General features: G+C 35.4%; 7 protein-coding genes. 1 reads left to right on the forward strand and 6 read right to left on the reverse strand.

Annotated features, from left to right (window positions below; translation table 11 throughout):
* Nucleotides 1–7: 7 nt before the first annotated feature.
* From JM82_RS12160 to JM82_RS12185, 6 genes are all read right to left on the reverse strand, one after another.
* The gene (locus tag JM82_RS12160) at nucleotides 8–1909 is read right to left on the reverse strand and encodes an OmpA family protein (protein WP_145004267.1); all 1902 of its coding nucleotides are present in this window, start codon (nucleotides 1907–1909) and stop codon (nucleotides 8–10) included.
* 19 nt (nucleotides 1910–1928) lie between these two features.
* Nucleotides 1929–2834, reverse strand: coding sequence for a type IX secretion system membrane protein PorP/SprF (locus tag JM82_RS12165; protein WP_145004270.1), 906 nt, complete (start codon nucleotides 2832–2834; stop codon nucleotides 1929–1931).
* 27 nt (nucleotides 2835–2861) lie between these two features.
* Nucleotides 2862–9128, reverse strand: a complete 6267-nt coding sequence (locus JM82_RS12170; RefSeq protein WP_145004273.1) for a fibronectin type III domain-containing protein — start codon at nucleotides 9126–9128, stop codon at nucleotides 2862–2864.
* A 141-nt stretch (nucleotides 9129–9269) separates the two neighbouring features.
* On the reverse strand, nucleotides 9270–10304 hold the full coding sequence (locus JM82_RS12175; RefSeq protein WP_145004276.1) for an aldo/keto reductase: 1035 nt from the start codon (nucleotides 10302–10304) through the stop codon (nucleotides 9270–9272).
* A 179-nt stretch (nucleotides 10305–10483) separates the two neighbouring features.
* Complete coding sequence (locus JM82_RS12180; protein WP_145004279.1) at nucleotides 10484–11437, reverse strand: OmpA family protein; 954 nt, start codon at nucleotides 11435–11437, stop codon at nucleotides 10484–10486.
* Between the two features lie 15 nt (nucleotides 11438–11452).
* Nucleotides 11453–12214, reverse strand: coding sequence for an exodeoxyribonuclease III (locus tag JM82_RS12185; protein ID WP_145004282.1), 762 nt, complete (start codon nucleotides 12212–12214; stop codon nucleotides 11453–11455).
* A 176-nt stretch (nucleotides 12215–12390) separates the two neighbouring features.
* Between JM82_RS12185 and JM82_RS12190 the strand changes: the two genes are divergently transcribed.
* Entirely contained in the window at nucleotides 12391–15834 is a 3444-nt protein-coding gene (locus tag JM82_RS12190; RefSeq protein WP_145004285.1) for a hypothetical protein, read from the forward strand.
* Nucleotides 15835–15917 lie beyond the last annotated feature (83 nt).

Below are 15917 nucleotides of genomic sequence, written 5' to 3' on the forward strand. Positions count from 1 at the left end.
CTAGTGTTTATTGTTTAGGTCCACCGCTTACGATTGTAAACTCAGAACGTCTGTTAAATTGATGTTGCTCTTCTGTACAACTAGATCCACAGTCATATAATAGCTCTGATTCTCCCTTACCATCTCCAGATATTCTGCTTGCATCAATACCTTTAGATATGATGTAAGCTACTGTAGATTTAGCTCTTCTATCAGATAAGCTCATGTTATAACCTGCAGGACCTCTACTATCTGTATGTGATGTTGCATAGATTACCATTTCTGGGTATTTATTCATCACTAAGACTAGTTTGTCTAACTCTAATGCTCCTTGTGGTGTAATGTTAGATTTGTCAAACTCAAAGTAAATTGGGTCTAACACCACTTTGTCTGCAACAATAATTTTCTTGATTGGTGTTAGGTCAACTGTAACAGCAAGACGGTCCTCTCGTTTTGTATTAACAGTTACTGCGTTATCTTCAAACTCTGCTTTAGTTACTTTTAAGCTAGTATCTAAGTCACAGTCTGTATTAAATGTTGCTACACCTTGTGCATTGGTTGTTTGTGTCCCTAATACTGATCCTTTAGCATCATGTAGTACTACTGTAGCATTAGCTAGTTTTTCTCCAGTTTCTGCATTTTCTACAGTTACAATTAGGTCTACATCACATAAGGCTTTAATTTCATTAATAGCATAAATGTCATCACTTCCTTTTCCACCTTCACGGTTTGAAGACACGTAACCTTTTTTATCTGCATCAATATTAAAAGCAAAATCGTCTGCTTTACTATTTATTGGTGCTCCCATATTTTTTACTTTTCCTGCATTAGAATATTCAGTATAAAATACATCTAAGTTACCTAAACCTAAGTGTCCATTTGAAGAGAAAAATAAATAGTCGCTTGATCCTGCGTATGGAAACATTTCTTGTCCTGAGGTATTAATCTTGTTTCCTAGGTTTTCTGGTGTTCCAACCATACCATCAGCTTCAATAGTTGCTTTGTAGATGTCGTACATACCAAATCCTCCTGGCATATCAGATGCAAAGTATAATGTTGTTCCGTCTTTGCTTACTGATGGGTTTTTTACAGAGTACGTATTAGTGTTAATATTTAACGGTTGTACTTTATCCCATTTGTCTCCAGATTTTGTCGCTTTAAATAACTGAATAACACTAATTTTTGTGTTCCCTGTTTCTAGCTTTTCGTACATATTCTCAAAAAAGCTTTCTCTAGAAAAATACATCGTGTTACCGTCTGGTGAGAATGATACCACACCTTCATGATATTTAGTGTTTATCTTTCCGTTAAGCAAATTTGGTTCAGCATAACTTCCGTCCTCTGCTTGTGCTATTTCATAGATGTCTAAAAACGGTTGGTCATTCCATCCATAATTACGTCTAGAGTCATTTCTTGCAGAGGTAATATAAAGGGTTCCATCTTTTAAAGTCCCTCCAAAGTCTGAAGCTGCTGTATTAAAATCTAAATTTTCTGCAGTAAATTTTGCTTCAGAGTTTAAGATGTCTTCTAAGTAATTTGGATTAGCAGTGTATGCTTTAGCTCTGTCGTCTGTGCTGTAAAGCGAAGCAAATTTTTTCATTTGTGCGTTTGAAGCATCATATTTACCATTTGCTTTTAACATCTCAGAATACTTATAAAGCATTTCTGGATCTGCTTTTGTTTCTAATGCCTTAGCATACCATTTTTCTGCTTCTACGGTATTAAATGTATTGTAGTTTGCTTCGGCTAATCGTTGGTACACGTATGCGTCTGCTTCTCCTTTTTCTACTAATTTGGTATAGGCTTTAGCTGCTTCAACAAACTCTAACTTATCAAAATGTTTGTCAGCACTTTTGGTCGCATCACTTTGAGCAAACCCATTGGCACTGCTTAGTAATATCGCGAATATAAATAGTTGTATTTTTTTCATTGTAATGGTTGGCTTTTGATTAGAAATAACGTGGTGAACGTGATACTTTTCTTGGAAGATTAATATCAAAGTTGATAAAAATCTCGTGTGATGAGTTGGTTACAACATCTAATTGTGATTGGATACTGTCATACGCATAACCTATTCTTAAATTAGGTGCCACTAAAAAGTTAATCATCCCACTAAAAGAATCGTCTAAACGGTAACCTGCTCCTACTTCTACAAAGTCATACATAAATAAGTTTAAGTTAACATCAAAACTTACTGGCGCATCAAAAGCAACTTTAGCTAAAGCGTGTGGCTTTAGCTTAAAGTTTTCTGATAAATCAAATACGTATCCTGCTGCTCCAAAAAAGTGTTGCGTCTCTGATCCTATTTTAAAACCATTAGCATCTAAATGCACAGAGTTTAAAATGTTAGGCATAGAGGCAGAAATATAAAACTTACTTGGTTTGTAAAAATATAATCCCGCTCCAATATTTGGAGTAACTTCATTAATGTTTTCTGAGAAAAAGGGATCATTAGCATCTATTAAATCTAATCCTGCTAATCCAATGTCATGAAACGTAGCTCCTGCTTTTAATCCAAATGCTAATTTAGTTTTTGTTCCTACAGGTATGGTGTAAGAAAAATCAACATAAGCATTCGTCTCGCTTACTGGTCCTACTTCATCACTTATTAATGATAGTCCCAATCCTACATTCTTACCAACTGGCGAATGTAGGGTTAGTGTTCCTGTAGTTGGTGCTCCTTCTAATCCAACCCATTGGCTTCTGTATAGTGCGCCTATGGCAACACCATCTGTCGATCCTGCATATGCTGGATTAACCACATTCATGTTATACATGTACTGTGTGTACTGTGGATCTTGTTGGGCTTGTACACCTATAAACACTAGGAATACGATATATATTATTTTTTTCATCTGTTTCTTGTTGGTTTTCTAGTTAGTTTATCTGTTTATATATACCCAAGAGGCTTTTGTTTTGTTTCCTTGATACTTCATTACGTAGTAGTACGTTCCAACTGGTAACTCGTCACCTGCGTTAGATTGTCCTTCCCATTCGTTTACATAATTTGTTTTAGAGTAAACTAAAGTACCATTACGGTTGTAAATCTCTAAGCTTTGTACATCAAAACTACTTAAATCAAAATTGTCATTTAATCCTGGTGATACACCTGGAGAGATACCTTGTGGTATTGTACAGTTTTCTAACTCTACTACTGTTACAAATTCTGATTTAGAACATCCTGTATCACTAAATGTAACTTCAATTTCATACTCTCCTGCAGTTAAAACAGTATTTAATGATAAACCTGTTTGACCAGCAATCTCAACACCTTCGTTGTACCACTTGATACTTACTTCTCCAACTGTGTAATTTTCTGCTTGAGCAGTAATAGTAATTGGTGATGTTGCGTTTGGACAAACCTCATATGGTATATCTAAATTAAAAGTTGTTTCTGGTGTAGCATTAAATATAATGTTAAAGTCTGTAACTTTATAACAATCTGTTGCTACAACATTTTCAACTCTTACAAATATTGTTTCTTGATTTCCTGTGATAGTATAAGCCGAAGGGTTAGCTATTGCGTTATCTCCACTAATTGCGTCTGCTTCTAAGTTATGGTACGATACCACCACTCCTGTTTGAGTTCCTAATATAGTTGCTTCATTTTGTGTTAAATCAAACACATCATTTCCAGCACCATCATCACAAACTTCTAAGTCCATAGGTTGCGTTGCTTCTGGAGCAGCACTTACCATTAGATTAAAGTTAGTATTAGTTGATGCACAACCAGAATCAGATCCTACAGCATCTACATCTTCCACTCTTACATAAATAGTTGTACCGTCTGTAGCTGTATGTGGCGATGTTAATGCGCCAATTCCTGCCTGAGCATTTGCTAAAGCCGAGTAATATGTTACTACAAAATCCGCTGGATCTTGAGTTCCTAAAATTGTTGCAGTTTGACTTTCTAAATCAAACACACCGTTTCCAGAACCATCATCACAAACTTCTAATGCTGGTGCTGTTGTAGCTGTAGCTGAATCAAAGAAATTGATATTAGCAGTTAATGAAGATGTAAAATCATCACAAATTCCACCACCTACAATACATAAATATTGTCCTGAAACTGTAGCTTCAATAGTCGGAGAGTTTACTCCATCTTGATAAATACCATTAACGTACCAATCATAACTATCAACAGCATAAGCTGTTTCTGCAGTCAATGTAACAGATGTTGCTCCACATAAATTGATGTCATCACTTGATCCTTCTGGAGCAGAAAGTCCTTGCTCAATTAATATTCCATCATAATCTAAAGCCACTTCACATACTACATCACAATTAGTACCATCTAAAGGACCAGATTGTTGTGTAAACACATAACTACCTGATTGTTGAGAGAAATTTGTAATTAAGATTATATAAATTGAGTTAGCTGGCACACCTGTTAATGTAATAGTCTCTGTTGCTGTAGCAGAGAAACTACAATCTGCAATAGTACCTGGTAACAGGTCAAAACATCCTGCCTCTTGACCTGGAAATGGTCCCCAAACTATAAAGTCAATATCTAATCCTGTTCCAGCTGCATTAGTTTGTGCTAATTGGAACACATAATCTCCTGCGTCATCAAATTGAATAGTATTCCATTGTGGATCAGGCTGACTTCCTAAACAATCGTAATCGATATAAGGAGGTGCTACTTGATCTCCTACAATACTAGGATAAAATATTGTTGGATCCGCACATATTGGTAAAGCTTCCGTACAATACGTTGGCACACCTAAAGTCTGAATACATAAATCAAAGTTAATAGTAGTTGCTGTTGTACCAGCAGAGAATACTCTGATGTAATACACATTACCTACAGTTAAGGTTGGTGTAATACTAGCATCATCTGTTGTACAGTATAACTGAGTTAAATCGTTACAGTCTGTACCTAGCTCATACAATGCATGGTCTACGTTAAAACCTCCTGTAACATTTAATATCTGAATTATTTGTTGATCACCTAATGCTGTAAATTGGTACCAAACATCATCATCTGCACTTGTAGTACAAGTACCTCCTGGTAAACCAGAATCAGTTGCTTCTATTAAAGTTCCAGAATTTACATCAATACACGCCTCTCCATTATTTACTAATGCAACTGTTGCGTTACATGGATTATCATTTACTGGAGGACATGCTGCTAATGAAATAGCACTACTAGTAATCACACAATTAATATCACTTGTATTAGATACAGTAAAGACAATATCTGTGTTAAAAGGATAAGGTCCAAACTGTTCTATTCCAGTTGCTGAAACAACTACTGGTGGATTACCTTGATTATCTTCAATAGATAAAGTTGTTGCGTCACCTAAAGATGTAATATCAACATCAACTAAAAACTGATCACCATTTGCACAATCATCAACTACAACAAATGTTGCGGTAGGATTAACACAAGTTGCACAAGTTACAGTTAGATTAATTGAAGTATACGTTGAGTTACTTTGACAACTACCACTTCCATCCGATTCTACAGCAAAAGAAATAGTATCTCCTGATGATTGGAATGTTAAACCACCTATTTGACCTCCTACACCATATGGAGTTGCTGCGTTTAAGTTAGTAACTCCGTCAGAATCTAATACAATAACTTCATCCCAAGAATTTTCTACTTGTCCTGCGTTAATTGTTAAATTAAGAGGTGTACCATCCGTAGATGTAAATGTAAATACATTAGTATCATTATTATCATAACAATAATCTATTGTTTGTGGTCCATCTGTAGCACAATCTAAAGTAAAGTTAAATTGTAATAATGTTGAAAAGGTAAACGGTCCAGCCCAAGTACTTGTATCTGCTCCACAAACCGATTGTACATAAATCTCGTAATTTGTTGCTGGGTTTAATCCTGTCTCTGAAATTGTGGTTGTTGTTACTAACGTACCAGAAGTTGGTATTCCTGTTCCTGCTGGTTGTATAACATAATTCCATTCTGTCTCTGATCCGTTAGGTATCCATGAAATATCTGCTGAAGTTTCAGTAATTGATGTTGCAGTAATATTACTTGGTGCTACACAAAAGTTTCCACAAGCTTCTACTCGCACTTGGTCAATTGCCATATCGCTTTCCCAAGTATCTCCTGTTCCTACATAGCTAATTTCAATGTACACTATCTGTCCCAAGTAGGCATCTAAATTAACACCAATAGGTACCCAAGCTTCGTCTGCTGTTGATTGGTAATCACCTATCCAAGTATACTCAGTAGTAAAAGGTCCTGTTTGCGAGGTGCTAACACCAATATTCAAAGTTCCCATATTATCTCCAAATGCATGCATCCAAAACGATAATTCTGCACCATCTACTGCTGTAGATAAGTCTATTGCTGGTGTAATAGCAGAGGCTACGTTAGTTGTGTTTCCTGAACCTTCATATTCAAGGTGTGTTCCTGCATTTCCGTCCCATGTAATGTTTGGACCAGTTCCTGTTGAGTTTGCATTTACGGTTGTAATATCCCAATCTCCATTAGTATCTGTAAATGCAGTTCCTGTCCATCCTGCAGGCACATAGTTGGTGTCATTACCAAAATCTTCTGTAAAGATAAAAGTAGATGCACCAGAAGTACATGTTACGCCTACTGGAGCAGGTGGTGGTGTGTTTAATGTTGTAAAGTTAATTGGTCCTGCCCAAACACTTAAGCCATTACCACAATCAGAAAGAATATAAACCTCATTAACTGTACTTGCAGTTAAACCTGTTAATGTATAAGGGTTGGTAGTAATAGGTGTTCCAGATCCCGTTGGTACTCCTGTACCTGCTGGTTGTACTACTATTTCCCAATTTGTTTCACCATTATTAGCAGTCCATGATACATCTGCAGTTGTGTCTGTAATTGCATCAACAGTTATACCTGTTGGAGCAACACAAAAATCACCACACGTTTCTACTCTCACTTGGTCAATTGCCATATCACTCTCAAACGTGTCTCCTGTTCCTACATAGCTAATTTCGATATAAATGATTTGACCCAAGTAAGCATCTAAGTTAATACCAATTGGTACCCAAGCTTCATCTGCTGTTGATTGGTAATCACCTATCCAAGTATATTCTGAAGTAAAAGGTCCTGTTTGAGAAGTGCTAACACCAATATTTAAGGTTCCCATATTATCTCCAAATGCATGCATCCAAAACGATAATTCTGCACCATCTACTGCTGTAGATAAGTCTATTGCTGGTGTAATTGCAGAGGCTACGTTAGTTGTATTTCCTGAGCCTTCATATTCAAGGTGTGTTCCTGCATTTCCATCCCATGTAATATTTGGACCTGTTCCACCAGAGTTTCCATTTACAGTTGTAATATCCCAATCTCCATTGATATCAGCAAAAGTGGTTCCTGTCCATCCTGATGGTACATAATTAGTATCATTACCAAAATCTTCTGTAAAGATTATTGTAGAAGATGCGCCAGAAGCACATGATACTCCTACTGGAGCAGGTGGTGGTGTGTTTAATGTTGTAAAGTTTACTGGACCAATCCATACACTATATCCATCAGTACCGCAATTTGCTCTCACGTAAACTTCATATGGTGTGCTAGGTGTTAATCCTGTTGCTGGATATGGTGCGTTTAATGAGGTTACTACACCATCTGTTGTTGGCTCTCCAGTTCCTGCTGGTTGTATCCAAATTTGCCATTCTGTTTCTGTTGATCCAGCATCCCAAGTAATATCTGCTGTTGTATCTCCTGTCGCAGTTGCTGTTACAGCTAATGGGTCTGGACAAGATGGTACTGCGCGTACTTGAAAATTATCTACAAACACGTCGTTATCTGTTGGATCATCAACAGTTCCTTCTGATGCTCTAATACCAAACTGAGCAGTAGTACCAGAATAAGCAGTTAAATTATGTACTACATGTAATCCTGTTGCCGGAATCACGGATGTTGCATCAAAAGTTTCTAATACAGTCCATGTTGTACCATTATCTGTAGTAATCATTAATTCTACTGTATCATCAGATCCTAAAGTTCCTGCGGTAGTTGCACTACTAAAAGTCATAACTCCAAAATCAAATTCTACCTGATAAGGAACACCTGTTAAGTCAATTTCTGGACTTAGGAGCCAATCACTTTTTTCTGCTAACCATAGGTTGATTTTATAAGCTCCAGTGGTACCATTATTTAAATAGCCATCGTTAGTCCATGAAGAAGTTCCTAGGTCTGTAGGACCTGTTGTTGAATCTCCATTATTAGCTACTTCCCAACAGTTTGCTGGAATGGTTGTAAAGTCTTGTAAGTATGTTGGTGTAAATATTGCACAGTCGGTTGTAAAAGTTATTGGACCTGTCCAAACACTTAAGTCTGCACCACAATTAGCTCTAACATACACTTCGTAGTCTGTTGCAGGAGTTAAAGTATTATCCGTATATAATGTATTGTCTGTTGCTGGAGAACCTGCTCCAGTTGGAGCTCCTGTTCCAGCTGGTTGAACAACTACTTCCCAAGCAGCTTCTGTCCCTCCTAAAGTCCAAGATAAATCTACAGATGTAGATGTTATACCTGCTGCTGTAATAGCAGATGGATTTGGACAATCCGTGTTAAATATTGAAACATCGTCAAAAGCAAAACCGTCATCTTGACCTGATCCATCAGAAGCAAAAGCAAATCTAAAGATTACATTTGTCTGACCAACTAATCCATTTAATGCATGATTAACATTAATCCATCCATTAGATCCTGTACCATTACGACCAGTCCAACCTTCTTGTTGTCCTCCTGGACTACCGTTAATAGTTCCATCATTGTACCAGTTTGGATCGCCTAAAGCGCCTACATTCTGCCAAGATGTTCCTCCATCTATTGAGCTTTGGAATACAGCACCATCCCAACTAAATTCAGCCTCGTACCATATATTAAATGATACTGTTGGCGCAGTTAAAGAAGACAAGTCAAACACTGGACTTGTTACAAACGAATCATCATTAGCATTATAGTTGCCTGTTAAGTTAGTTACCCATGAGTTTGCACCTGAAGCTGCACTATTTATTACTACTGCAGCTGGTAGACCAAGTGCCCAAGTACCATTATTGGTATTGTCGGCAACCCAACCACCATCACCTGCTTCAAAATCTTCTGAATAAGGGTAAGTTGTAATTTGTGAATTAGCTTGCCATCCTATAAATAGTAGTAGCAAAGCTAAAATGAACGTAGTTTTTTTCATTAGTTTGAGAAATCGTTAGTTAATTTAATCACCTAAACTAAAAAAAAAACAACGTGAAAAACTGTTAAAAATGCTATTATAGATTAACTGCTAATTTCATCGATAAAGCGTGTTAAAATATGCAGTAAATGCCTACAACAGCTAAGGTGCAGGGTTTGGAATTATGGCATGAATATTTTCTATCTGTTCCATTAATTCTTCATTTAATGTTAAATTTATAGAATTAATATTTTCTTTTAACTGAATTAAGCTTGAAGCACCTATAATATTACTAGTTACAAATGGTCGACGATTTACAAATGCTAACGACATTTGGGCCAATGACAGATTATTTTGCTCTGCTAATTCTAAATATTTTTTTGTTGCTAGCGTAGATTGCTCACTACTATATCTTGCAAATCTTGGAAACAATTTTAATCTAGAATTATCTCCAGCAATCCCTTTTACATATTTTCCTGACAACACTCCAAATGCCATAGGAGAATACACTAATAAACCAATATTTTCTCTTAAAGATACCTCAGCCATATCTCCTTCGAAAACACGGTTTAAAAGCGAGTAAGCATTTTGGATGGTTACTGGTCTTGGTAAGTTATTAGTTTTAGCCTCTTCTAGATAACGCATGGTTCCCCAAGCTTTTTCATTGGACAAGCCAATCTCTCTAATTTTTCCTTCTTTTTTTACTTGGTTTAAAGCTTCTAGAACTTCTTTAAAATTATCTGTCCAAGAATCCTTTGGGTTATGCTTGTAGTCTCTTACTCCAAAGGTATTGGTTTGACGTTCTGGCCAATGTAATTGATACAGATCTATATAGTCTGTTTGTAATCTTTTTAACTCTAAATCTACAGCCTCTTTAATTGATTCTGCTGTAAAGCCTGTTGTACGTATATGTGCTGTATAATCTCCTGTTCCTGCTATTTTTGAGGCTATAACTACATCTTCCCTTTTTTTGTTTTTTAACCATGTCCCAATAATCTTGCTTGTTCTACCTGATGTTTCGGCTGTTGCTGGAACAGGATACAGCTCTGCTGTATCAATAAAATTAACACCTTGCTCCACTGCATAATCTAATTGTGCATGACCTTCGGCTTCGGTATTTTGATTTCCAAAAGTCATTGTGCCTAAACATATTTTACTGACTTTTATGTTTGTATTTGGAAGTGTTGTGTATTTCATCGATTTGATTGTTTAGCTTTTAAACAAATATAAAAAGACCTTTAATTATTGTTAGTAATTAAAGGTCAAATGTTTGTTAAGGTTTGCGTTAAGGATAGAAGTGGCATCCTTTTTTTGCTGCCATATATGGTAAAAAAAGATATAACGGATAGCCTGACCCTTGTGGTAACGCGCTTAAATTAATTATTTAACAGGTTGGTAATCTTGTCTAATTTTGGTGTTAAAATAACCTCGATACGACGGTTTTTAGCTTTACCTTCTGCTGTTGTATTTGGTGCAATTGGAGCAAACTCGCCACGACCTGCAGCTGTTAAGTTGTCCGCTTTAATATTTGTATTTTCTTGTAGAATGGTTACAATTGCTGTGGCGCGTTTTGTTGACAAGTCCCAGTTGTTACTTATGTTTCCTTTTGGTGGATATGGTGCGTTATCTGTATGACCTTCTATAAGTACAGATATTTCCGGGTTATCACCTAATACGGTTCCTAATTGCTGTACCGCTTTACGTCCTTGTGTACCAACTGCCCAACTACCTGACTCAAAAAGTAATTTATTTTCCATAGATACGTAGACTTTACCGTTACGTTGCTCTACAGTTAGTCCTTTACCTTCAAAATCTGTTAAGGCACTTGATATTGCATTTTTAAGTGCTGTCATTTCTGCTTCTTTGGATGCTATAATGCTTTCCAGATCTGCTACACGTTGTGAGCGTGCTTCTAACTCTTTTTTAAGCTGTGCTAGTCTCGCGTTTTCTGCAGCTAATGCCTGCTCTTTAGTTTCTAATTGCGCTAATAACTCTCTGTTTTTTTGTGTATTTGCTGCAATTGCAGAACTGCTATTAGCATCTAACGCGTCGTAAGAGGCTTTTAGTGCATCATATTTATTTTGTGCTACTGCATAATCTGTTTCTAGTTGGTCACGACGTTTGACTGCGTCGTCATATTTTGCTTGTAGCTGTGCTAAATCATTACTAGCTTTATTTTTAGCTTTTAACAAGTCATTGTTTTCATCTTTTAGGTTTCTGTTTTCTTTTTTTAAGGTTGCATATTTACCTTCTAACTCCTTATACACTTTTGGAGAGACGCAACTGGTTGCTATAAGCACTAATAGGATTACTGAAATTCTGTTTTTCATTGTTATTATTTGGGATTATGATTCAATTTCGACTAAAATAGGACAATGGTCACTATGTTTAGCTTCTGGTAATATAACTGCTCTTTTTATTTTTTGTTGTAATGGTTGGCTAACCATTGCATAATCTAAACGCCAACCTTTGTTATTAGCTCTTGCATTTGCACGATAGCTCCACCAAGAATACTCTTGACGCTCAGGGTTTAAATGCCTAAACGAATCTATAAAACCTGAGTCTATAAAATCGCCTAACCACTCACGCTCTTCTGGTAAAAAACCAGAAACACCTTTCATTTTAGGGTTGTGGATATCAATTTCTTCATGACATATATTGTAGTCTCCACAAACTACTAAATTGGGTAACGTATCTGTTAATTTATTTAAATACTTTTGGATTAAATCCATGTAATCAAACTTATGCTCTAATCGTGCAGCATTGGTGCCAGAAGGCAAATACATGCTCATAATTGATAGGTTATCATAATCCACACGAAGATTACGTCCTTCAAAATCCATAGACTCTATTCCTGTACCATACTCTATATGATTAGGTTTAGTTTTACACAATACAGCGACACCACTATAGCCTTTTTTTTGAGCGCTAAACCAGTAATTATAATGGTAACCAGCGTCTTTAAACAAATCTAAATCTAACTGTTCTTCCATTGCTTTTATCTCTTGCAAACAAATCACATCAGGATTGGCGCTTTGTAACCAATCTATAAATCCTTTGTTGATTGCTGCTCTAATTCCGTTAACGTTATATGAGATAATTTTCATGTGTATTAGTTTGTTGTTTTTGTTTATTACCTAACTTTTTAATAAGCTAGTATAGTACTAAAAATATTTGTTTCTGCTAAATTAAATAATGCTTTACTTTTACAAGATGAATTACGCCATTTTTACTGAAAAAATATTAACAAAATAATCTAGTTATATTGGTGTTATAGATATAGATGAAATTAACCATTACTTGTTTTTTTATTTTCTTCGGAATTTTTGCGTTTGCGCAAGAACAAACTAATGGATTAAACCGAAAAGTTTTTGCTACTAGTAAAACCATCATATTTGACAGTGTAAGTATTAACAACATTGGTTTTAAAATTGAAACCAAAGCAGGTGCTGTTATAGACACAAGTTATTATAAAGTAGACTTTGGAAAATCAACACTTACATTTTTAAAACCTATTACCACAGATTCTGTAATAATCAATTACCAAAGTTATCCTGAATTTTTAACCAAAACCTACAAACAGTTTGACAAAAGTGTCATTGTTGACAACACAGACAACATAAATAAACTAGTCCAACTAACACAACCTAACACGAACAACAGCTACAAACCGTTTGATGGTTTAACAACCTCTGGAAGTATTAGTCGTGGTGTAACTATTGGTAATAATCAAAACTCGGTTTTAAACAGTGAGCTTGATTTACAAATTACAGGAAAACTAAACGATAACGTCTCGCTTCGTGCCAGCATACAAGACGCCAATATACCTTTACAAGAAACTGGTTACTCGCAACGTTTAGACGAGTTTGACCAAGTCTTTTTAGAATTATTTTCTGACGATTGGGCTATTCGTGCTGGAGATATAGATTTAATTAATGACCAATCCTACTTTGCATCCTTTACTAAGCGCGTGCAGGGACTACAAGTTAAAGCTAAATTTGGAGACGACGACCAACAGACTAACGTATTTGCATCTGGCGCTTTAGTGCGTGGTCAATTTACCAATTATCAATTTACTGCTCAAGAAGGTAACCAAGGTCCTTACAAACTGCAAGGTCCAAACGGAGAATTATTTGTACTAATTGTATCTGGTAGCGAAACCGTTTATGTAAATGGTGTAGCATTAAAGCGTGGCGAAAACGAAGATTATATTATAGATTATAACGCAGGCGAAATTATTTTTAATGCCACTTACCCAATGACTTCCGAGATGAGAATTAGCATAGATTTTCAATACTCTGAAAGAAATTACTCTAGAATTGTAGCTTATGGTGGTGCAAATCATGAAAGCGAAAAACTAAAATTAGGCGTTTCAGTGTATTCTGAAAATGACTCAAAAAACAATCCATTACAACAAAATCTATCACAAGAACAAGTGGCAATTTTAAGTACTGCAGGAGACGACTCACAACAAATGGTTGCCTTGTCTGAAGTATCAGAAACCTTCAACGAGAATAGGATTTTATACAAAAAAGAAGATTTTAATGGTGACACTATTTATGTGTTTTCTAACAATCCAGACGACACCTTATTTGGTGTTACGTTTACATTAGTTGGAGACAATCAAGGTGATTATATATTGTCTTCTAGCAATGCTATAAATAACATTTATCAATTTACGCCACCTATTGCAGGCGTAAAACAAGGTAATTACGCACCAATTGTGCAATTGGTAGCACCAACATTACTACAAATAGCAACCGTAAATGGAGTTTACCAACCTACTAAAAAGACTAAAGTTGGTTTTGAAGTTGCTGCCAGTAAAAACGATCTAAACCTATTCTCTAGCCTAGACGATGCCAACAATAATGGCTTAGCTACCAAATTAACAGTAGAGCAAAACGTAATAAAAAATGATAGCTTATGGAATGTAAATGCGGTTTTTGATGCAGATTATATTCAACAAGATTTTAAAACTATACAACGTTTGTATGCTCCAGAGTTTAATCGTGATTGGAATTTAAGCCAAGACAATTCAAACCTACTAAATGTCAGCCTTGGCAACCAAGCATTAATAACTGCAGGATTACAAAGTTATCACTATAAAAAAGGTCAAATCAATTATAATTTTCAGCATTTAAATTATTCCGAAAATTTTAATGGAAACAAACATAATCTTAACGCCAATTTAAACATTGGCAATATACGATTAAACACAGCATCTAGCATATTAAAAGCAAACGGGACAACAAATTCTTCTAAATTTTTCAGAACCTACAATAAAGCCATATACAACCTAAAAAAACAATGGATTGGAACAGGTTTTTCTGCAGAAGAAAACAAAGAACGTATTAACCAAACACAACAATTTACTAACTTAACACAACGTTTTACTGCTTACGAAGCTTTTACAGGTATTGGTGATAGTACAAATGTCTACGCAGAAGTTGGTTACAAATATCGTGTAAATGACAGTTTACGTAACGGAAAACTAGATCGTGTAAACAGCTCAAACACATATTATTTAGACACTCGATTACTTAAAAACGAAAAAACAAATCTGTCTTTGTATGTTAACTACAGAACTTTAAAAAATGAAGACCAAGCGCAGGCAAATGAAAACTCATTAAACTCTCGCTTATTATTTAATCAGCGTTTTTTAAAAAATGGTATTATTTGGAACACTGCTTTTGAAACTAATTCCGGAACCTTACCTCAACAAGATTTTACTTATGTTCAAGTCGAACCTGGTCAAGGTGCGTATACATGGATAGATTATAATGAAAACGGAATCCAAGAACTTGAAGAGTTTGAAATAGCGCAATTCCAAGATCAAGGCGAATATATTAGAGTCCTTTTACCTAATCAAGTTTTTATTAAAACACATCAAAATAGGTTAAGTCAAACTCTTACCCTAAACCCTATTGATTGGGTAAACGCAGAGAGTAAAACCAAAAAAATATTCTCTAAGTTTTATAATCAAAGTAGTTATTTAATTGATCGAAAAATTATACGTGACGATGCTGATTTTGACTTAAATCCATTTAAGCAAGGCGAAGACAACCAACTGGGACTAACACTTAATTTTAGAAATGTCTTGTTTTTTAATCGCGGAAAACAACGTTACACTACGTCTTACACCTATTTATGGAATAGCAGCGAAAACACACTAAGCTTCGGATTTATAGAGAATAATCTTAAAAGTCATCAGTTAAATTTTATCCATAAAATTAAAAACAGTTGGCTAGTGACTTTAACCTCTGCTTTAGAGCAACAATTTAGCAACAGTGAAAACTTCAGCAGTAAAAACTTTGATATTGACACCAATAAACTCAACCCTAAGTTATCCTATTTATTAAACGATAACATACAATTTGATGTGTTTTATCAATTTACAAACAAAGACAATACTATTAATAATCTAGAGACCTTAAAACAACAAAAATATGGTCTTTCTTTTGCATATTCCCCAAAAGGAAATGCGCAAGTTGGTGCCATTTCTGGCGAATTTAATGTTTTTAACAACACCTTTGAAGGTAACGCTAACAGTCCTGTCGCTTTCCAAATGCTAGAAGGTCTGCAACCCGGAAAAAACTTTACTTGGACCTTATTAGCACAAAAAAAACTAACCAAATTTTTAGATTTAAACCTAACGTATTTTGGACGTAAAACTGAAACTAGCAAGACCATCCATACAGGAAACGTGCAACTAAAAGCTTATTTTTAAGACATTTGTAACTTTTGTTACCATAAGACGCATCTAATTTTGTAAATTTGATTGTTATTATGAGCAAAATTCTAGCCATCACC

The organism is Olleya sp. Hel_I_94 (assembly GCF_007827365.1).
Classification (GTDB): domain Bacteria; phylum Bacteroidota; class Bacteroidia; order Flavobacteriales; family Flavobacteriaceae; genus Olleya.